Genomic DNA, 19,890 nt, shown 5'->3' with positions numbered 1-19,890 from the left:
GCTGGTCATCACCCGGAAGCGTGTGCAACATGGCGCGCGTTGAGTCCTTTTAAAGAGAGTTGCGAACCATGAAACGTTTCATCAGCCTGGCCATGATGCTCTGCGTCGCGTTGACGCTCAGCCTCGACGCCAATGCAAAGCGCATGGGCGGCGGTAAATCGTTCGGCTCCGCGCCAACCCATCAAACCCGTCAAGCCACCCCGCCGGCCAGCCAGGCTGGCGCACCGGGCAAAGCTGCTCCGGCTGCCGCCGCCACCAGCGGCGCGTCCCGTTGGTTGGGCCCGTTGGCCGGTCTCGCCGCTGGCGGCCTGTTGGCCTCGATGTTTATGGGCGACGGCTTCCAGGGCATGCAGATGTTCGACTTCCTGATCATTGCCCTGATCGCCTTTGTGATCTTCCGCTTCATCGCCGCCCGTCGTCGTCAGCAGAACGCTGGCCAGCCAGCAGGCGCTGGCGGTTACGCGCCGATGCAACGTGAACTGCCGGTGAATCAACCGGTGGCGCCGGCCAGCAACACCATTTTCGGTGGCGGCAGTTCCGCTGCGCCCGCGCCGGTTATCAATGCCCCGAGCTGGTTTAACGAGCAGCGTTTTGTCGAAGCCGGCAAAGAGCACTTCATGGCCCTGCAGCAACACTGGGACGCGGCGGAGATGGACAAGATCGCCGAATTTGTCACCCCGCAGATGCTCAGCTTCCTGAAGACCGAGCGCGCCGACTTGGGCGACGGCTTCCAGTCCACCTACGTGGAAGACCTGCACGCGCAGCTCGACGGCATTGACGAACTGGCAGACAAAACTGTCGCCACGCTGACCTTCAGCGGCATCGTCAAAACCTCGCGCTTCGACCAAGGCGAAGCCTTCAGCGAAAGCTGGCGCATGGAGCGGGCCAACAGCGAAAACGCACCGTGGCTGGTGGCGGGTATTCGTCAGAACAGCTAACACCGCGCGTTAGTCGCAGAACAAAACCCGGGCTTGCCCGGGTTTTTTCGTTAGGGCGCCCGGGCACGTTTCCGTGCGTGATGCATGCGTGATGGCAAATGGCTCAAGTTGAGCTTGTCGTTACTGAATGTTTCCGCTGATACTCGCCACGGGCAGCGCCAACCTGCCCACCTCAAGGACGTAATAACTAAAACAAGGAATCAGACATGGCGAAGCTCCGTAGCCCTGGGCAGAAACGTAAGTTGTGGATCCGCGTCAGCATGATCGTGCTGGCCGTTGTCGGCCTAACCGCCGCCTACTTCATCAAAGGACCGGCGCAAGTAGCCGCCCTGCAACTGGTTAAACACCACAACAGCGCCGAGGCCACCGTCGGCTCGCTGGACCAGGCCGAAGAAGAATACCGAGGCCGCAAAGGCCGCAAGAAAACCCGCATCGTCTACTCCGTGAGCTACGTCTACGACGTCAACGGCACGTCTTACGCGCAGCAACAATCGATCACCTCCAGCGAATACGACGCCCTCGAAGGACACGACAAAATCGAAGTCTGGTACCCCGAAGGCAAGCCCGACACCGCCAAACCGCAGCTGCTCGTTGAGCACCTGGCGCACGAAGCCGGTGGCGACCGCGTGTTCGAAGTGGCCACCTGGTTGTTGCCCGTAGTGGTGGTGCTCAACATCATTCTCACCCTGCTGTTCGGCCGTGAACCCAAAGGCAAATTGCCGGAAGGCTTCTATACCGACAACAGCTGGTTGGATGTGGAAGACGACCGTCTGATCGTGCTCGACAGCGGCCACGTGTTGTCGCTGAGCTTCGACAAAAAGCACCGCGATCAGGTGCAGGAGATTTACCAACGCGGCGGTCTGAACGGCAGTTATCTGGAAGAAATTCTCGCCAAGGTGGAAACCAAGCGCACCCTCGTCGACCTCAGCACCGTGAGCAAAATGGTCAGCGAGCACTACGACGACGTCATTCGCCTGACCTATAGCGTGGACGGCAAAGAGCAAACCCTGAGCCTGGAATTTCTGAGCGCCACGGTGAAAGCCCACGCCCTGCAACGCATCGCCCGCGCTCTGCCCGCCAGCCTGAACATGAACGTGGAAAAGCTCACCCGCCTGCAAGCCGCTCGCGTGCCGTTGGTGGTAGCGGTGGCGAGCGCCGGCCTGGGTTATTACTTGCTCGACCACATATGGGTGGTGGCGCTGCTGACGCTGCTGGGTCTGTATGCGTTGAAAGTCGGCGTAGCACGCCTGATCGACCCGACTGTCACCACCTCGTTTTCGGCCCAGCCTGCCTCGAGCAAATTGGTCGTTAACGGCTAGCGCCTGGCGCGGGCCAGTAGGCGTCGGTCGCGTGGCGCGCAGATAGTTTTTTTCTGCGCGCCAGCTACTGTATAAAGCCCATCCCATTGCCCGAGGAGAGCCCGCCATGGAAGAAGTGATCGACGAGCTGCGTGAGCTCAACGAGAAGGTACCGGTGCCTCTTGAACTGCCGGATGAAGAGCTGCTGGTGGAAATTGAAGAGCAGCTGCTGATCAATATTCCATTCGAATTCCGCGAGTTTCTGCTCAAAGTCAGCGACGTGGTATACGGGCGCCTGGAACCGGTAACCGTCACCGACCCGCAATCGCACACCTACCTGCCGGAAGTGGCCTCGGTGGCCTGGTCGCTCGGCGTACCGCGCGAACTGATTCCGCTGTGCGAAGACAACGGTAACTACTACTGCGTCGAACTCGACGGCACCGTGCTGCTGTGGGACGGCGATGAAGAAGACCTCACCGACGAGAGTTGGGACTCGGTGTGGAAGTGGGCGCGTGAGGTGTGGCTGGAGAGTTGATGGGTTGTTTGGGGTGGGAGAGGCGCTCGGCTGGATAGATTCCGAATCGTCGGACCGCCGCCTTCCCTAGAATGACGGAGAATCCAACACATACACCCGTCATCCTCGCGAAGGCGGCGGTCCGACGATTCGGGATCCAGAATTTCGGACCTGGCGGCTATTTTCGAAGCGCGTCCAAAAGTGCCTTCTGACTCAAGATTCTGGATCCCCGCGTGCGCGAGGATGACGGAGGTTTTAACCACTACATCCGTCATTCCCGCGAAAGCGGCGGTCCGACGATTCGGGATCCAGTATTTCGGACCTGGCGGCTATTTTCGAAGCGCGTCCAAAAATGCCTTCTAACTCAAGATTCTGGATCCCCGCGTGCGCGAGGATGACGGAGTTTTAGCCATCACCCCCGCCCCGCCTGAACCCCCTCCAGCTCCAGCAAATTCAGCAAAAAATTCCCGAAATACGTCAAATCCTGCTCCATCGCAGCCCGCGCGGCCTTGCCGTCGCCAGCCTGTAGCGCCTTCAGCGTGTCGTCGTGGAAGTCGTTCAGGCGCAGCGATAAATCCGCTTCGGTAAACAGCCGGTTAAAGAACGGCCCCACTTGCAGCCACAGGCTCTCGATCTGGCGCAGCAGAATCGGGTTGCGGCAGGCGGTGTACAGCGTCAGGTGAAACTGGCTGTTGTCGTTGAGATAACCCTGCACATCGCGCCGTTCCAGCGCTTCTTCCATGCGCTCGACGCAGCCTTGCAGCACGGCCATGTCATCAGCGCTCAGTTGGCTCGCGGCGAGTTCCACGGCCAGGCCTTCCAGGGCCAAACGCACCTGAAAAATATGCATAAAGCGTTCGCGGGTCATGGCCGGAACCCGCAGCGAGCGTTGCGGTTCGCCCTCCAGGGCGCCTTCGGCGACCAGCCGTTGCAACGCGGCGCGCACAGGCATGGGGCTGGTGCCGAGCGCGGCGGCGAGGTCGCGGATTTTCAGGCGTTCGCCGGGTTTGAATTGCCCGGCCAGTAGGCCGGCACGCAGTTGCTGATAGAGCAGGTCCTGGAGGTTCTCGGCCATGGGTGCGTTACTCGGCCAGAACCGGCGGCGCCGGCAGTTGGTTCAGGGTCAGGCTGCATTCGTGGGTCATGACGGTTGCTCGCTGGTTGATGTTTGTGATCACAGACTTTAAGAATTTCGCCAAAAATACGCAATACGCAGTCCGCTTGACACAACTGTGATCACAAATCAGCATGTGGCGACTTTCCAACGAGACGTTTCCCATGACTGCCAGTGGCATCAGTGACCGCGTAATCGAACAATTTGCCGCCCAAGAGCGCGCGCGTTTTCTTGCCGATAATCCCAAGTCTGTCGCCCTCGCCGAACGGGCACGCGGTTCGCTGTTTGGTGGCGTGCCGATGCATTGGATGAGCGATTGGTCGACGCCCTCGCCGCTGTTTGTCAGCCGCGCGCAAGGCGCTCGGTTTTACGATGTCGACGGCCATGAGTACGTGGATTTCTGCCTCGGCGATACCGGCAGTATGTTCGGCCATTCCCCCGCGCCGATTGCCCGCGCGCTGGCCGAGCAGGGCGCCAATGGCCTGACCACCATGTTGCCCGGCGAAGACGCCGTGGTGGTGGGCGAATTGCTCGCCGAGCGTTTCGGCTTGCCCTATTGGCAGGTGGCGACCACCGCCACCGACGCCAACCGCTTTGTGGTGCGCTGGGCCCGCGCGATCACCCAGCGCAAAACTCTGCTGGTGTTCGACGGTTGCTACCACGGCACCGTCGATGACGTGATGGTGCGCTGGCAAGACGGCCGCACCGTGCACCGCCCTGGCTTGCTCGGCCAGGCCTACGACCTCACCGAGCACAGCCGCAGCGTGCCGTTCAACGACCTCGCCGCATTGGAAGCAGCGCTGCAAAGCGAAGACGTCGCCGCCGTACTCTGCGAGCCGGCGATGACCAACATCGGCATGGTGCTGCCCGCGCCCGGTTACCTGGCCAAGCTGCGCGAACTCACCCGCCGTTACGGAACGCTGCTGATCATCGACGAAACCCACACCATCTCCACCGGCCCTGGCGGCTGCACCCGCGTGTGGAACCTGGAGCCAGACTTCATCACCCTCGGCAAACCGATTGCCGGCGGCGTGCCGTGTTCGGTGTATGGCTGCACCGCCGCCATGGCCCAGGCCATGATCGAAGCGCGCAGCCGCGCCAGCAGTCACGGGCAAAGCCACGGCCACAGCGGCATGGGCACCACGTTATCGGCCAATGCGCTGGCCATGCACTGCATGCGCGTCAATCTTGAAGAGGTAATGACTGAAAGCGCCTACGCCCACATGTTGCCGCTGGCCGAACGCTTGGCCCAGGGTTTCGCGGCGTTGATCGGCAAGCACCAGCTGGCCTGGTCGGTCACGCAATTGGGCGCGCGCTGCGAATTCCAGTTCTGCACGCGGCTGCCGGCCACCGGGGCTGAAGCCGAAGCGGCGTTCCACGATGCGCTGCAGATGGCTTTGCACCTGTACCTGATCAACCGCGGCATCCTGATCACGCCGTTCCACAACATGACTTTGTGCTGCCCGGACACCACGGCCGCTGACGTCGACCGCCTGCTCGCCACCCTCGACCAGGCCCTTACCGACTTGCTGGCGTTGCCCGGCGCCCGCGAAGAGAGCAGGTAACCACCATGGACTTTGCCAACATTCAGGAAGCCCACGATTTCCTCGCTGCCAATCCGCAGGTACGCAGCATCGAAGTGTTCCTAATCGACAGCAACGGCGTGCCGCGCGGCAAGCTGTTGCACCGCGACGAGTTGCTGGCGATGTACGCCAACGGCCGACCGCTGCCGAGCACCATTCTTGGCTTGACCATTAATGGCGACGACGTTGAAGACACCGGTCTGGTCTGGGAAGTAGGCGACGCCGATTGCTGGACCTACCCGCTGCCCGGCAGCCTGACCTTGCAACCGTGGCGCACGCCGGCCACCGGTCAGGTGCAGGTGAGCATGCATCCGCAACAGGGCATGCCGGCGGCGGTGGCCGATCCGCGTCACGTGTTGGTGAGCGTGATCGAACGACTGAAAGCGGACGGCTTTTATCCGGTGATGGCGGTGGAGCTGGAGTTTTATTTGCTCGACCGCGAGCGTGGCGAGAACGGCCGACCGTTGCCGGCGCGCCAGGCCAACGGCGCCCGCCCGCACGCTACCCAGGTGTACGGCGTGTACGAGTTGGAGCAGTTGCAGCCGTTTTTGAACGATCTCTACGACGCCTGTGAAGCACAGGGCTTGCCGGCGCGCACGGCGATATCCGAGTACGCGCCGGGGCAGGTGGAAATCACCCTCGAACACCGCTTCGACGCGCTGCAAGCCATTGATGAAGGCGTGCGCTATAAGCGGCTGGTCAAAGGCGTGGCCAATAAACATGGTTTGCAGGCGTGCTTTATGGCCAAGCCGTTTGGCGATCTGGCCGGCACCGGCATGCACATGCACGTCAGCCTGGCTGATGCCGAGGGCAATAACCTGTTCGCCAGCGAAGACCCGGCCGGCACGCCGCTGTTGCGCCATTCCATCGGCGGCATGATGCACACGCTGCTCGACTCGCTCGCGCTGTTCTGCCCCAACGCCAACTCGTTCCGCCGCTTCCAGGCCAACAGCTACGCGCCGCTGGCGCTGACGTGGGGCATTAACAACCGCACCGTGTCGCTGCGGGTGCCGGGCGGGCCGGCGGTGAGTCGGCATATTGAGCACCGCATTTGCGGCGCCGACGCCAACCCGTACCTGGCGGCAGCGGCGATTCTGGCGGGCATGCAGCACGGCATTCGCCAGCAAATCGACCCCGGCGCGCCGATTACCGGCAACGGTTACGCCCAGGCCACGGAGTTTTTGCCCACCGATTGGCTGACGGCGTTAAAAGCGCTGGAGCAGTCCGACTGGGCCAAAGAGGCATTCGGCGAGGCGTACCTGAAGGTGTATCTGGCCATCAAGTACACCGAATACCGCGAGTTCATGGGCGAGGTCGGCGAGCAGGATTGGCGCTGGTATCTGGTTCATGCCTGACGGCGTGTTAGCTGCTACGTTTTAATCAGTCGTTTCGGAGCGGGCGTATGCGGTGGTGTTGGTGGCTGGCAATGGTGTTGACGGTGGGCTCGGCTCAAGCCGAAACCCTGCGTGTGGGCATCGAAAGCCACGACTACATGCCGTACTTTCGCGCCCAGCCCGGGCAGCCGGTGGAAGGTTATGCGGTGGAGCTGTTGCAGCGCTTCGCCGATGACCAAAAGATGAAGCTGCAACTGCTGCCGCGTCCGCTCAATCGCCTGCACCACGATTTGCTCAATGGCGAAAACCTCGACGTGATCTTTCCCGACAACCCGCAATGGTCGCGCGAGTTGAAGGGCGACCGGCGCATGTATTACAGCCATGCCGCCATCAATCTGGTGGACGCCACGCTGGTGCTGCACGAACGCCTGGGCATGGGCCGAGCGGCGGTGAAGCGGCTCGGTACGGTGCGTGGGTTCACCCCGCAAGCCTGGGCTGAGCAGATGGCCAGCGGTGAGGTGCAGTTGCTTGAAGCCAATGACATTGGTGGGCTGATTCGCATGGCGCTGCGCGGGCGCATCGATGCGGTGTACGCCAACGCCGAAGTGGTGCGTCTGCAATTGCAGGAAATGGGTGAGCCGGGTGAGCGCCTGGTGGCCGACCCGCAGTTGCCGCTGGCGCGCACCAGTTTTCACCTGAGCACGCTCGAGCATCCGCAGTTGCTGGAACGCTTTAACCGCTTCCTTGAACAACACGCTGGCGAACTGGCGGCGTTGCGCGAACGCTATGGCCTGGCTTGCAGCGCCAGCGACCTGGTCGAAGAGCTGCCCGCCTGCCGCGCGCGAAGTCTGGCCGGCAGCCGCTAGGCGGTTCGCCCGGACGTGACGCGCAAGGGCGTTGCATCGTTCCCATAGCCAATGCTAAACAGCGCCAGTGCGCGTTTGCCGTCAGGCTTGCGCGCTCACTTTCTCAGGGCAAACGAGACGACCATGGAACCCGGAAACTCCCAGCTGACAATGACCGTCTTGATGACGCCCGACATGGCCAACTTTTCTGGCAACGTGCACGGCGGCACGCTGCTCAAATACCTCGACGAAGTGGCCTTCGCCTGCGCCAGCCGCTATGCCGGTACTTACGTGGTGACCTTGTCGGTGGACCAGGTGATTTTCCGCGAGCCGGTGCATGTCGGTGAGCTGGTGACCTTTCTCGCCTCGGTGAATTACACCGGGCGCACGTCGATGGAAATCGGCGTGAAAGTGGTGACCGAAAACATCCGCGAAAAGTCGGTGCGCCACACCAACAGCTGCTTTTTCACCATGGTGGCTGTGGGCGATAACGGCAGCCCAACCGTGGTGCCGCCGCTGGAGCCGGAAAGCGCCGATGAAAAGCGCCGCTTCCGCCAAGCGCAACAGCGCCGCGATTTGCGCCAGGAACTGGAGCGTCGCTACCAAGAGATCCGTGAAGACGGCGACCCCGCCAAGGCTTGACAGGCCAGTGCCCGCGCCGCGTTCAAATGGCTCGAACGTGGCGCGAATGCCCCGCCAAACGGTCGCTTTTGGCGGGTACTGTTTTCCCGAATCTTTACGTTATACTGCGCGGCCTTTGGCCGGCTTCGCTCCGGTCTCGCATACAAGCCACGCCTGGTTTTCCAGCGTGGCTTGTTAGTTTTTGCCGCGCCGTCAGGCGCCAATGAGAAGAGGCACGACGATGAGCGTACTGGTTGGCGTGATCATGGGCTCCAAGTCCGATTGGTCCACCCTTAGCCACACCGCCGATATGCTGGAGAAGCTGGGCATTCCTTACGAAGTGAAGGTTGTGTCCGCTCACCGCACCCCGGATTTGCTTTTCCAGTACGCTGAAGAAGCCGAAGCCCGTGGCATTCAGGTGATCATCGCCGGCGCTGGCGGCGCGGCCCATTTGCCCGGTATGTGCGCCGCGAAAACGCACCTGCCGGTGCTGGGCGTGCCGGTGCAGTCGTCGATGCTTTCGGGCGTCGATTCGCTGTTGTCGATCGTGCAGATGCCAGCCGGCATTCCGGTCGCCACTCTGGCCATCGGCAAGGCCGGCGCGGTGAACGCGGCCTTGTTGGCGGCGAGCATTCTTGGCCATCAACACCCGCAGTTCCACGCCGCGCTGAAGCAATTCCGTACCGAGCAAACGGACAGCGTGCTGGATAACCCGGACCCGCGCATCGCCTGATGCCACGCCGGTTTTATGCGGCGCCGAACGCCGCTGTGTCTGAGTTTCGAATGGGGCGGTAAAGATGAAAATCGGTGTAATCGGTGGCGGCCAACTGGGTCGCATGTTGGCGCTGGCGGGTACGCCGCTGGGCATGAACTTCGCCTTTCTCGACCCGGCACCAGATGCCTGCGCCGCTGCCTTGGGCGAGCACTTGCGCGCCGATTACAACGACCAGGACCACCTGCGCCAACTGGCCGATGAAGTGGACCTGGTGACCTTCGAATTCGAAAGCGTGCCGGCTGAAACCGTGGCTTTCCTGTCGCAGTTCGTACCGGTTTATCCCAGCGCCGAAGCCCTGCGCATCGCCCGCGACCGCTGGTTCGAAAAGAGCATGTTCAAAGAACTGGGCATTCCCACGCCCGCGTTCGCCGACATTCAGTCGCAAGCCGATCTCGACGCCGCCGTCGCCACCATCGGCCTGCCTGCGGTGCTGAAAACCCGCACCCTGGGCTACGACGGTAAAGGCCAGAAAGTGCTACGCAAGCCTGAAGATGTAGTCGGCACCTTTGCCGAGCTGGGCAGCGTGCCGTGCTTGCTCGAAGGCTTCGTGCCGTTCACCGGCGAAGTGTCGCTGGTGGCGGTGCGCGCCCGCGATGGCGAAACCCGTTTCTACCCGCTGGTGCACAACACCCATGTGAACGGCATTTTGTGCCTGTCCATCGCCAGCACCGACCACCCGCTGCAAGCGCTGGCTGAAGACTACGTGAGCCGCGTGCTTACCAAGCTCGATTACGTGGGCGTGTTGGCCTTCGAATTCTTCGAAGTGGATGGCGGCCTCAAGGCCAATGAAATCGCGCCACGGGTGCACAACTCCGGGCACTGGACGATTGAAGGCGCCGAGTGCAGCCAGTTCGAGAACCACCTGCGCGCCGTCGCCGGCCTGCCGTTGGGCTCCACCGCCAAGCTGGGCGAGAGCGCCATGCTCAACTTCATCGGCGAAGTGCCGGCGGTTGAGCAGGTGATCGCCATTGATGACTGCCACGTGCACCACTACGGCAAAGCGTTCAAGGCTGGCCGCAAGGTGGGCCACGCCACGGTGCGCAGCGCCGACCGCGCCACGCTGGATGCGCAAGTGGCCAAGGTTCAAGCGCTGATCAAATAAGCGCCGGCCTTTCGCCTGGGTCGCTGTTGCCTGGACCTAAACATGGAACCTCCCCGTTCGCCTACTCTCTGATTTCAGGTGCCAGCGTTGGCACCTTTGCCATTGAGAGGGGATTTCCATGGGCATTATCGGCACCATCATTATTGGTTTCTTCGCGGGCCTGATCGCGCGCTTCCTCAAGCCGGGCGACGACAGCATGGGTTGGATCATGACCATCCTGCTGGGTATCGCCGGTTCGTTGGCAGCCACGTACGGCGGCCAGGCGCTGGGCCTGTACCAGGCGGGCGAAGCGGCCGGCTTTGTCGGCGCAGTAGTCGGCGCGATCATTCTGCTGGTCATCTACGGCATCGTTAAGAAGCGCTAAGCCGCATTGCCGCAACGGGCGGTTGATTCGCCGCCCGTGATTCGCGCAGCATGGCGCGATGACTGACTTCTTCGCGTTTTATCAGCACCTTGGCGTGGCCCTTACCTTGCTGGTACTGGCCACGTTCGTAGTGGCCGGCACCGTAAAAGGCGTAATAGGCCTCGGCCTGCCCACCGTGGCCATGGGCTTGTTGGGGCTGGCGATGCTGCCCCCGCAAGCTGCGGCTCTGCTTTTCATTCCTTCCACCGTCACCAATATCTGGCAGCTGGCAATCGGCGGCGCGTTGCGTCCGTTGTGGCTGCGCTTGTGGCCATTGCTGCTGACTATCGTCATCGGCACGGCGCTCGGTTCCTGGTGGCTGGGGCTGGGGCTGGGCTCGGGGAAGTGGATGACCCACGCCTTGGGCGCTGCGTTGCTGGTGTATGCCTTGAGCGGTTTGCTGCTGCCGACCCTGAGCGTTCCCGCCGCATGGGAGCCTTGGTTGGGTCCGGTTTGCGGTCTGCTCACCGGCGTGGTCACTGCCGCCACCGGCGTATTCGTGATTCCCGCCGTGCCGTATCTGCAAGCCCTGGGGTTGCAGCGCGATGCACTGGTGCAGGCATTGGGGCTGTCGTTTACGGTGTCCACCCTGGCGTTGGGCGCGGCGCTGTTCTGGCGTGGCGAGTTGGGCAGCGCTGAATTGGGCGCCTCGCTGGTGGCGCTGCTGCCGGCGCTGTTGGGCATGGCGCTGGGCCAATGGTTGCGTCATCGCATCAGCGCGCTGCTGTTCAAGCGCCTGTTCTTTATCGGCTTGGCGCTGCTGGGTCTGCACCTGGCAATTAGCGGCTGATAGACTCGCCGGCTTCCGTCTTCCCCGAGTTTTTCCATGCGCCGCTTATTGTTCAGCCTGTTGCTACTCAGTGGTTTCGCTCACGCCCAACTGCCCGAAACCGACTGGCTGTCGCTGATGCCCAAAGCCGATCAAAAGGCGTTGGAAGCCATGCCGGAAATCAGCCACAACACCCCCGAAGGCGACGGAACGTTCAGCAGCAAAGGCGGTTTGAAGCAGGAGAAAGGTCTGCCGGCGGTGATGTATTCCACCCACACCGTGGCGGCGATGAACAACAAGACCATCCGCATCGGCGGCTACCCGGTGCCGCTGGAAACCGACGCCAAAGGCCGCAGCACCTTGTTCTTCCTTGTGCCGTACCCCGGCGCCTGCATCCACGTGCCGCCACCGCCGCCCAACCAAATGGTGCTGGTGCGTTATCCCAAAGGCCTGAAGCTCGACGACATCTATAACCCGCTCTGGGTGACCGGCACGTTGAAGGTGGAAAAGGTCAGCAACGACCTGGCCGACGCCGCCTATGCCCTAGATGCCAGCAACGTGCGAGCGGTGACCGAGGCGGATTTGTAATCATCGTTGCCGGTGCTCCACGATAGATTTTTTCTTATGGCCATCAAGCGGCGATAGCTTTTAATCTGCGTTTACATCTTTCAGCGCCGGTTCATTGCTATGCCGACTTCCCTTCTTGCCATGCGAAACGCCTGGGTTAACCAGGCGCATAACCACCCGTTCACCACCGTGGGTTTCGGCGCCGCTGCCGTCGCGGTGCTGGTGTTGCTGGTCATGAGCCTCTACAACGCCTTTCAGGGCGACGGCTCCGGGCACTTGCACATCGCCTTTTACGGCGGCATGGCCGGTTTCGGCGCCACGGCGCTGGGCGCGATATTCGCCCTGACCTTGGGCTCGATCAAAGCCCGCACCCAGGACACCATGCTCGGCTTCGCCGCCGGCATGATGCTCGCCGCCAGTTCCTTCTCGCTGATTTTGCCGGGCCTGGCCGCCGCCAAAGAAATTACCGGCAACGGCCCGATGGCCGCCTTAACGGTGGTCGTCGGCCTCGGCCTGGGCGTGTTGCTGATGCTCGGCCTCGACCGATTTACCCCGCACGAACACGACAGCACCGGCCCATGCGGCCCCGAAGCCGAGCGGATTAACCGCGTGTGGCTGTTTGTATTGGCCGTGACGCTGCACAACATCCCCGAAGGCATGGCGATTGGTGTGAGCTTTTCCGGTGGCGACATGAGCGTTGGCCTGCCGTTGACCACCGCCATCGCCATCCAAGACATTCCCGAAGGCCTCGCCGTGGCCATGGCGTTGCGGGCCACCGGTATGTCGTCGATGAAAGCCGCGCTGCTGGCCGTTCTGAGCGGTGCCATGGAGCCGTTGGGCGCGTTGATCGGCATTGGCGTTTCCAGCGGCTTCGCCTTGGCGTACCCGATCAGCATGGGCCTGGCGGCCGGCGCGATGATTTTTGTGGTGTCCCACGAAGTGATTCCGGAAACCCACCGCAACGGCCACCAAACCCCGGCCACGCTGGGCTTGATGGCGGGCTTCGCGGTGATGATGTTCCTTGATACAGCGCTGGGCTAACCCACTCAGGCGCTGGTGTCGGTATCCACCAGGCGGTTACGCCCCAGCGCTTTGCCGCTGTACAAGCGCTGGTCAGCGCAGCGGTAGAGTTCGGCCGCGCTGAGGCCATCGGTCGGCCACTGGGCCAGGCCGAAGGTGGCCGACAGGGCGATAACCTCGTCGCCATAGCGCAGCGGATGGCTGGCGATGTGCTCACGCAGGTTTTCCACCAGCGGCGTGGCGGCCGCCAATTCGGTGTTGGGCAGAATCAGCCCGAACTCTTCGCCGCCCAGCCGACCCAGGCTGTCGGTGGCGCGCAGCCGTAGCCGCAAACCCTCGCAAATATGCTTTAGCGCCTGATCACCCGCGTCATGGCCCCAGGTGTCGTTGACCCGTTTGAAATGGTCGACATCCATGATCACCAACACCACCGGCAACGCGCTGCGTTCCGCTTCCAGAATGCTGCGCTCCAACGCCTGCTGAAAACTGCCGCGGCTCGCCACCCCGGTCAGCGCATCGGTTTGCGCCTGGCGTTCAAGCTGGTCGTAGGCAGCGGCGCGGCGGAATTCGTACAGGTGCACAAAAACGATGATCATCACCCCGCACAGCACGGCGTTGAGCACATCAATCAGCGCGGCGGAATCGGTGGGTAGCGGGTATTTGTCGAAATACAGGGCAATGGCGGTGAGCGTGAACGGCATGGTCAGCAGGAAGCCGCGCACCCGGCCGAGGAGCAGGTACGAGAGCAGCGGAACGATGTAAATCCACACATAGGCGGCGCTCGACGCCTCGGGCATCACGATGATGTAGAGAAGAAAAAAGAAGGTCGGAATCAGGTAGAGATAAATCCACGGCACCAGGTTGCGCACCGTCACGATCTTCCAACCGCCCCACACCAGCAGCGCGCTGGTAAGCAGCTCGAACACGGCGATGGCGGTGTGCGAAGCGAGAAATTGCAGCACGGCGAAGCAACTCAGCGTGACGCCCGTGCTCACCAGAATCAGGCGCATCAGCGTGCGCTTACCGGTGTCTTCCAGGCCGTTCTTACCCGCCGAAGCGCTGAATTTTCTGAGCATGGGAGCCGGGCACTGGCGAAGAGTGATGGCGCATTGCAATACAGTGCCGGGCGATTGGCAAGGGGCGCTTGAGCAGAGCCCCCGTGTTTAGGCGGATTCAGCCCAGAGCGTGACGGCCATGGTGTGCGCGGCGCCGGGCGCGAGGGTGAGGTGGTCGTCCAGCACGTTGGCGGTTTCGATGCACAACATGCCGGGCCAGGCGTCGTCGGCGAACTGGCTCAAGCGCTGGGCTTTATCGATCCACGGGTTCCACACCACGGCCGAGCGCGAGCCGCTGCTGGCCAGGTGAATGCGTCGGTTCCACAGCGGATCAAAGATGCTCAGCTGCGCGGGTACATCGAGATAGATGCGGTCGGTTTCGCCAGTAAACGTGATGTCGCCGTGCTGGGTGCGCTGCTCCCAGTTCGCCAGTGTTTCGATGTAGCGGGTCTGGTCGAAGCCTTCGAGGCGCGTCTGGTGGATGTCACCCACAGCAAAATAGGTATGCAACGCCTGGCTCAGCGCCAACGGCTGATCGCTGCCGTTACGGGTGGTCAGGCTGAGGGTCAGGCGTTCGTCCAACTGAACGTCCAGGCTCAATTCGATGCCGGCCGGCAGCGCGGGCAGGCTGTTGGCCGGCAGGGTGAAACGCAGGGTCACGCGCTGGTCATCGTTGTCGATGCCTTGCAACTGCCAGTCCAGGCCACGCACCGGGCCGTGAGCGGGTGCCGGCGCGCCGGCGTGTTGCTGCTGAATCGGTTCGGGGTTGCGCGCCAGGTCGCCAAACCAGGGCCAGCACACCGGCACCCCGCCACGCACCGATTGGCCTTTTTTATAGGCGGCTTGCTCGCTCAGCCAAATGACCGGTTGTTGATCGTGGGGCTGGTAAGTCAGCACCTGCGCGCCCTGTTGGGCGATCAGCAAATTGGCGTGGGCGGTGCGAATGCGCCAGCACACCAGTTCGTCCAGTTCGATGCGTTCAACGTGGGGGGCGGTGGTGGCGAGGGACATTCGAGGGCTCCTGACGTACGAAATTCAGTCCCCTCTCCCGTTCACGGGAGGGGGTTAGGGAGAGGGCAGCAGGCGACTCGATTGAACATGGCGTGACGGCCGGCCCTCTCCCCCAGCCCCTCTCCCACAAGTGGGCGAGGGGGGGGCTTATCGGGTGCGGCTTAACGCCGTGGCACGGGCCGTGTGCGCCCGCTGCCATCAATGGCCACGAATACAAACACCGCCTCGGTCACCTTGCGCCATTCGCTGGAGAGCGGGTCATCGCTCCACACTTCGACCAGCATCTGAATCGAGCTGCGGCCGATTTCCAGGGTTTGGCTGTAGAAGGAAAGCTGGGCGCCTACGGCAACCGGCACCAGAAACGCCATGCGGTCGATAGCGACGGTGGATACGCGCCCGCCGGCGACTTTGCTCGCCATGGCCGTGCCGGCGAGGTCCATTTGCGAGACCAGCCAGCCGCCGTAGATGTCGCCGAAGCCATTGGTTTCGCGGGGGAGGGCGGTAATTTGCAGCGCCAGATCGCCTTGCGGCGTTGGGTCTTCTTGTTCGAGTTCGATCATGCCTAGGGTGCCTCTTACCCGTCACTCTTATTGGTTGTGGTCAGTCTCGGGCTTGACTGCTCACTCGGCTAACAGGCCGCAAGTTGGGTTCGCAGAAGACCCGGCCGCTCTAGCTTGGGCCAGACGCAGACAGGCCGCAGTATATCGGGGGTTTTGTCCTAGCACGACTGCCGGGTTCCAGAATTGACCGAGATGGTTACATTGCTGTGTCGAACTGTCGCAATTTGCTATCGTGCCGCCCTGCCGCGCGGGGCTTTGCGCCCGCTGTGGCTGCGCTTTCAGCCGATTGAGAAGCCCTCTTTTATGTCCACCGCCGCCTCGCCCGCTCCTGTCCCGACCCGACCGCTGACTCGCAGCGATTACAAAACCCTGTCGCTGTCTGCCTTGGGCGGTGCGCTGGAGTTTTACGACTTCATCATTTTCGTGTTCTTCGCGGCCGTGGTCGGCAAGCTGTTCTTCCCGGCCGAAATGCCCGAATGGCTGCGGCAGATGCAAACCTTCGGCATCTTCGCCGCCGGCTATCTGGCCCGCCCCCTGGGCGGCATCGTCATGGCGCACTTCGGCGATCTGCTCGGGCGCAAGAAAATGTTCACCTTGAGCATTTTCATGATGGCCGTGCCCACGTTGCTGATGGGCTTGCTGCCGACCTACGCGCAAATCGGCATCTGGGCGCCCATCGCCTTGCTGGTGCTGCGGGTGATTCAGGGCGCCGCTATTGGCGGTGAAGTGCCCGGCGCCTGGGTGTTTGTCGCCGAGCACGTGCCGCCACGGCACATCGGCTATGCCTGCGGCACGCTGACCTCGGGGCTAACGGCCGGCATTCTGCTGGGCTCGCTGGTCGCGACGTTGTTCAACAGCCTCTTCACGCCCGAAGAACTGCTGGCCTACGGCTGGCGCGGGCCGTTCCTGCTCGGCGGCGTGTTTGGGTTGTTCTCGGTGTACCTGCGCCGCTGGCTGCACGAAACGCCGGTGTTCGCCGAGCTGCAGCAACGCAAAGCCTTGGCCGAAGAAGTGCCGCTCAAGGCCGTGGTGCGCGATCACCGGGGCGCGATTGTGTTGTCGATGCTGCTCACCTGGGTGCTGTCGGCCGGCATTATCGTGGTCATCCTGATGACGCCCACGCTGCTGCAAACCCTCTACCACTTCAACGCGGCCACGGCGCTGCAGGCCAATAGCCTGGCCATCGTGTTTTTGAGTATGGGTTGCGTGGCGGCCGGTGCGTTGGCCGATCGCTTCGGCGCGGGCCGTGTGTTTATCGTCGGCAGCTTGCTGCTGCTGGCCAGTTCCTGGACGTTCTACACCCAGGTCAGCGCTCACCCTGAATGGCTGTTCCCGCTATATGCAATGACGGGCCTGTTCGTGGGCACCATCGGCGCGGTGCCGTTTGTGATGGTCAATGCCTTCCCGCCGGTGGTGCGTTTTTCCGGGTTGTCGTTTTCCTACAACCTGGCCTACGCCATTTTCGGCGGGCTGACACCCATGCTCGTCACCCTGCTGCTCAAGACCGACCCCCTCGGGCCGGCCTATTACGTGGCCGCGTTATGCGGCCTGGGGTTTTGCGTGGGGCTGTACCTGCTTATTTCGAAGCGCTGACCCGCCACACTTTGTTGCCCACGTCGTCAGTCACCAGCAGCGCGCCCTGGCTGTCGACGGCGACATCCACCGGCCGGCCCTGCGCTTCGCCTTCGGGGTTGAGGAAACCGGTGAGCACGTCTTGCGGCATGCCGTTGGGTTTGCCGCCGCTGAACGGCACGAAGATCACCTTGTAGCCCGCGCGCGGCTCGCGGTTCCATGAACCGTGTTGCGCCACCAGCAGCCCTTCCTTGTAATCCGGCAGGGCGCTCTTGTCGCCAAAGGTGATGCCCAGCGAGGCGGTGTGCGAGCCCAGCGCGTAATCGGGCACCAACGCTTTAGCGACCAGGTCTGGCTGTTGCGGCTCCACGCGCTCGTCGACGTGCTGGCCGTAGTAGCTGTAGGGCCAGCCATAGAAACCGTCTTCCTTCACCGAGGTGATGTAATCCGGCACCAGGTCATTGCCGATTTCGTCGCGCTCATTCACCGCCACCCACAGCGCACCGGTGGTGGGTTCCCAGGCCAGGCCGTTGGGGTTGCGCAGGCCGGTGGCGAACAGGCGTTTGTCGCCGCTGCTGGGGTCCAGCTCCCAGATGGCGGCGCGGCCTTCTTCTATATCCAGGCCATTTTCGCCGACGTTGCTGTTGGAGCCGACCGTGACGTACAGCTTTTTACCGTCCTGGCTGGCGATCAGGTTTTTCGTCCAGTGATGGTTCAGGCCAGCCGGCAGCGCAGTGATTTTGGTCGGCTCGGCGCTGATTTCGGTCTGGCCTGCCACGTACGGCACGCGCACCACGGCGTCGGCGTTGGCGATATACAGGTCGTTGCCGACCAGGGCCATGCCGAAGGGCGAGTGCAGGTTTTTCAAAAAGGTGGTGCGCACTTCGGCGATGCCGTCGTGGTCGGCGTCACGCAGCAGGGTGATGCGGTCGGCGCTCGGCACGCCGGCGCCGGCTTTGGCCATGATCTTCTTGGCCACCCATTCCTTGATTTTGAAGTCGCCTTCATCTTCCGGCTTCGGCGCATTGCTCTCGGCCACCAGCACGTCGCCGTTAGGCAACACATGCATCCAGCGCGGATGGTCCAGCCCCTCGGCGAACAGATTCACCTTGGTGCCCGGCGCCGCCTCCGGTGTGCCGCCGACGGGCCAGCCGACCGCCTTGGCAATGTTCACCGTCGGCAGCAGACCCGACTCGGGTTCCGGCAAGGTCGGCTTCGGCCCGTAGCCCTTTAGCGCATCGGCGGTTGGGGTTTCTGCGCAGCTCACGCACGCGACGGTCAGTAGGGATAGGGGCAGTAAACGGGCGAAATGCATGGGGCGGTCTCCGGGTCGTTGCTAGTGGCTCAATAAGTGACAGCACAACGTTCACACTGTTTTGAAAACCTGCGTTGCGGTTTTTTCGGCGGCTTTTAGTTGTACGGCAGCTTCGAGATTCTGGACCCCCCGCGTTCGCGGGGGTGACGGGATGCGCATCTATTTATTTATAGGTGCTGGAGCGTCGCGAGCGAAGGCCAGGCAAGGCGAAGGGCGGACGAGCGAGCGCAGTTGGCTCAAGCCAATGAGCATCGCGACCCGCGCTTCAACGCCGCATGGCCGAGCGCAGCAGCTTCCATGATGGCCTTTCATCTAATTGTCACATTCAAGTCATAGAGTCTTCACACGGCCTACAGATACTTGGGCCCGTTCCATCACAACCCTATCCTGCTAGGAGCAAGGCATGAAACTTAAGCGTTTGATGGCGGCCCTGACTTTTGTCGCCGCTGGCGTCGCCACCGCAAGCGCGGTTGCCGCTGTTGACCCGTCGATCCCGGCCTACAACAAGACCACCGGCGTATCCGGCAACCTGTCCAGCGTTGGTTCCGACACCCTCGCCAACCTCATGACCCTGTGGGCTGAGGAATACAAACGCCTGTACCCGAACGTAAACATCCAGATTCAGGCCGCCGGTTCTTCCACCGCGCCACCCGCTCTGACCGAAGGCACCGCTAACCTGGGCCCAATGTCGCGCAAAATGAAAGACGTTGAGCTGCAAGCTTTCGAATCCAAATACGGCTACAAGCCGACTGCCGTTCCGGTAGCCGTCGACGCCCTGGCTGTATTCGTACACAAAGACAACCCCATCAAAGGCCTGACCATGGCTCAGGTTGATGCCATCTTCTCGGCAACCCGCCTGTGCGGTGGCCCGAAAGACATCAAAACCTGGGGCGACCTGGGCATCACCGGCGACCTGGCCAACAAGCCAGTACAACTGTTCGGTCGTAACTCGGTATCGGGCACCTACGGCTACTTCAAAGAAGAAGCCCTGTGCAAAGGCGACTACAAAGCCAACGTGAACGAGCAGCCAGGTTCGGCTTCGGTGGTTCAGTCCATCAGCTCCTCGCTGAACGGCATCGGCTACTCGGGCATTGGCTACAAAACTGCCAGCGTTCGCACCGTACCGTTGGCTAAGAAAGAAGGCGGCGAGTTCGTAGAAGACAACGAGCAAAACGCCCTGAACGGTTCCTACCCGCTGTCGCGCTTCCTGTTCGTGTACGTGAACAAGGCGCCGAACAAGCCTCTGGCTCCGCTGGAAGCTGAATTCGTGAAGATGGTTCTGTCGCAATCCGGTCAGCAAGTGGTCGTCAAAGACGGCTATATCCCGCTGCCGGCAAAAGTGGCCGAAAAAGCCCTGAAAGACCTGGGTCTCTAAGACCAGCAGGAGCGGTTAACCGCCGCTCCGTTGAACACATAAGCGCCGTTTGGTGATCCCGAACGGCGTATTTCGCAAGCCCGCTGTCAATTGCACTTGGTGTTATTGCTCAGTGGGTT

The 19,890-nt window shown here is 62.2% G+C and carries 20 protein-coding genes; 15 read left to right on the top strand and 5 right to left on the bottom strand.

Features of this window, described 5'->3' with window-relative positions; all coding sequences use genetic code 11:
- The first annotated feature begins 68 nt into the window (after positions 1-68).
- The 3 genes from ACZZ0Q_RS22880 to ACZZ0Q_RS22870 all read left to right on the top strand — a co-directional run bounded on the left by ACZZ0Q_RS22880 (position 69) and on the right by ACZZ0Q_RS22870 (position 2,771).
- Positions 69-938, top strand: a complete 870-nt coding sequence (locus ACZZ0Q_RS22880) for a Tim44 domain-containing protein (RefSeq protein ID WP_463540664.1) — start codon at positions 69-71, stop codon at positions 936-938.
- A gap of 206 nt (positions 939-1,144) precedes the next feature.
- Positions 1,145-2,257 (top strand): hypothetical protein, encoded by a 1,113-nt coding sequence (locus tag ACZZ0Q_RS22875; protein WP_463540665.1) that lies wholly within the window; start codon positions 1,145-1,147, stop codon positions 2,255-2,257.
- A gap of 106 nt (positions 2,258-2,363) precedes the next feature.
- Positions 2,364-2,771: an SMI1/KNR4 family protein gene (locus ACZZ0Q_RS22870; protein ID WP_110615634.1), complete on the top strand. Its 408-nt coding sequence runs from the start codon at positions 2,364-2,366 to the stop codon at positions 2,769-2,771.
- Between the two features lie 391 nt (positions 2,772-3,162).
- Here ACZZ0Q_RS22870 and ACZZ0Q_RS22865 read toward each other — a convergent pair whose 3' ends face one another.
- Positions 3,163-3,825 carry a GntR family transcriptional regulator gene (locus ACZZ0Q_RS22865; protein ID WP_463540666.1) on the bottom strand — a complete coding sequence of 221 codons (663 nt, stop codon included), beginning with the start codon at positions 3,823-3,825 and terminating at the stop codon, positions 3,163-3,165.
- A 203-nt stretch (positions 3,826-4,028) separates the two neighbouring features.
- Between ACZZ0Q_RS22865 and ACZZ0Q_RS22860 the strand changes: the two genes are divergently transcribed.
- From ACZZ0Q_RS22860 to ACZZ0Q_RS22815, 10 genes are all read left to right on the top strand, one after another.
- Positions 4,029-5,429, top strand: a complete 1,401-nt coding sequence (locus tag ACZZ0Q_RS22860; protein ID WP_463540667.1) for an aspartate aminotransferase family protein — start codon at positions 4,029-4,031, stop codon at positions 5,427-5,429.
- A gap of 5 nt (positions 5,430-5,434) precedes the next feature.
- Entirely contained in the window at positions 5,435-6,802 is a 1,368-nt protein-coding gene (locus ACZZ0Q_RS22855) for a glutamine synthetase family protein (protein WP_463540668.1), read from the top strand.
- A gap of 47 nt (positions 6,803-6,849) precedes the next feature.
- Positions 6,850-7,647: a substrate-binding periplasmic protein gene (locus tag ACZZ0Q_RS22850; protein WP_463540669.1), complete on the top strand. Its 798-nt coding sequence runs from the start codon at positions 6,850-6,852 to the stop codon at positions 7,645-7,647.
- A gap of 123 nt (positions 7,648-7,770) precedes the next feature.
- Positions 7,771-8,268 (top strand): acyl-CoA thioesterase, encoded by a 498-nt coding sequence (locus ACZZ0Q_RS22845; RefSeq protein ID WP_122492345.1) that lies wholly within the window; start codon positions 7,771-7,773, stop codon positions 8,266-8,268.
- Positions 8,269-8,488: 220 nt separating this feature from the next.
- Positions 8,489-8,980 (top strand): 5-(carboxyamino)imidazole ribonucleotide mutase, encoded by a 492-nt coding sequence (gene purE, locus ACZZ0Q_RS22840; RefSeq protein ID WP_463540670.1) that lies wholly within the window; start codon positions 8,489-8,491, stop codon positions 8,978-8,980.
- Positions 8,981-9,044: 64 nt separating this feature from the next.
- Positions 9,045-10,124 carry a 5-(carboxyamino)imidazole ribonucleotide synthase gene (locus ACZZ0Q_RS22835; protein ID WP_463540671.1) on the top strand — a complete coding sequence of 360 codons (1,080 nt, stop codon included), beginning with the start codon at positions 9,045-9,047 and terminating at the stop codon, positions 10,122-10,124.
- A 118-nt stretch (positions 10,125-10,242) separates the two neighbouring features.
- A complete protein-coding gene (locus ACZZ0Q_RS22830; protein ID WP_463540672.1) occupies positions 10,243-10,488 on the top strand; it encodes a GlsB/YeaQ/YmgE family stress response membrane protein in 246 nt (81 codons plus the stop codon).
- Positions 10,489-10,546: 58 nt separating this feature from the next.
- Positions 10,547-11,317 carry a sulfite exporter TauE/SafE family protein gene (locus ACZZ0Q_RS22825; RefSeq protein WP_463560954.1) on the top strand — a complete coding sequence of 257 codons (771 nt, stop codon included), beginning with the start codon at positions 10,547-10,549 and terminating at the stop codon, positions 11,315-11,317.
- Between the two features lie 36 nt (positions 11,318-11,353).
- Positions 11,354-11,884 (top strand): DUF3299 domain-containing protein, encoded by a 531-nt coding sequence (locus tag ACZZ0Q_RS22820; protein ID WP_463384380.1) that lies wholly within the window; start codon positions 11,354-11,356, stop codon positions 11,882-11,884.
- 99 nt (positions 11,885-11,983) lie between these two features.
- Positions 11,984-12,904: a ZIP family metal transporter gene (locus ACZZ0Q_RS22815; RefSeq protein WP_463540673.1), complete on the top strand. Its 921-nt coding sequence runs from the start codon at positions 11,984-11,986 to the stop codon at positions 12,902-12,904.
- Between the two features lie 5 nt (positions 12,905-12,909).
- Here the strand turns inward: ACZZ0Q_RS22815 and ACZZ0Q_RS22810 are convergent, their stop codons facing one another.
- From ACZZ0Q_RS22810 to ACZZ0Q_RS22800, 3 genes are all read right to left on the bottom strand, one after another.
- On the bottom strand, positions 12,910-13,959 hold the full coding sequence (locus ACZZ0Q_RS22810; RefSeq protein WP_463560952.1) for a GGDEF domain-containing protein: 1,050 nt from the start codon (positions 13,957-13,959) through the stop codon (positions 12,910-12,912).
- Positions 13,960-14,046: 87 nt separating this feature from the next.
- Complete coding sequence (locus ACZZ0Q_RS22805) at positions 14,047-14,949, bottom strand: D-hexose-6-phosphate mutarotase (protein ID WP_463540676.1); 903 nt, start codon at positions 14,947-14,949, stop codon at positions 14,047-14,049.
- A gap of 161 nt (positions 14,950-15,110) precedes the next feature.
- A complete protein-coding gene (locus ACZZ0Q_RS22800; protein WP_108095192.1) occupies positions 15,111-15,509 on the bottom strand; it encodes an acyl-CoA thioesterase in 399 nt (132 codons plus the stop codon).
- A 303-nt stretch (positions 15,510-15,812) separates the two neighbouring features.
- Between ACZZ0Q_RS22800 and ACZZ0Q_RS22795 the strand changes: the two genes are divergently transcribed.
- The gene (locus tag ACZZ0Q_RS22795) at positions 15,813-17,102 is read left to right on the top strand and encodes an MFS transporter (RefSeq protein WP_463540677.1); all 1,290 of its coding nucleotides are present in this window, start codon (positions 15,813-15,815) and stop codon (positions 17,100-17,102) included.
- Here the strand turns inward: ACZZ0Q_RS22795 and ACZZ0Q_RS22790 are convergent.
- Positions 17,086-18,396: a PQQ-dependent sugar dehydrogenase gene (locus tag ACZZ0Q_RS22790; protein ID WP_463540678.1), complete on the bottom strand. Its 1,311-nt coding sequence runs from the start codon at positions 18,394-18,396 to the stop codon at positions 17,086-17,088. The two genes, ACZZ0Q_RS22795 and ACZZ0Q_RS22790, sit on opposite strands and share 17 nt — an antisense overlap.
- A 403-nt stretch (positions 18,397-18,799) precedes the next feature.
- Between ACZZ0Q_RS22790 and ACZZ0Q_RS22785 the strand changes: the two genes are divergently transcribed.
- The gene (locus ACZZ0Q_RS22785; protein WP_463384386.1) at positions 18,800-19,771 is read left to right on the top strand and encodes a phosphate ABC transporter substrate-binding protein PstS; all 972 of its coding nucleotides are present in this window, start codon (positions 18,800-18,802) and stop codon (positions 19,769-19,771) included.
- The last annotated feature ends 119 nt before the right edge of the window (positions 19,772-19,890 follow it).

Source organism: Pseudomonas sp. AC070 (assembly GCF_979258635.1).
This window is presented reverse-complemented; position numbering and strand designations above follow the sequence as displayed.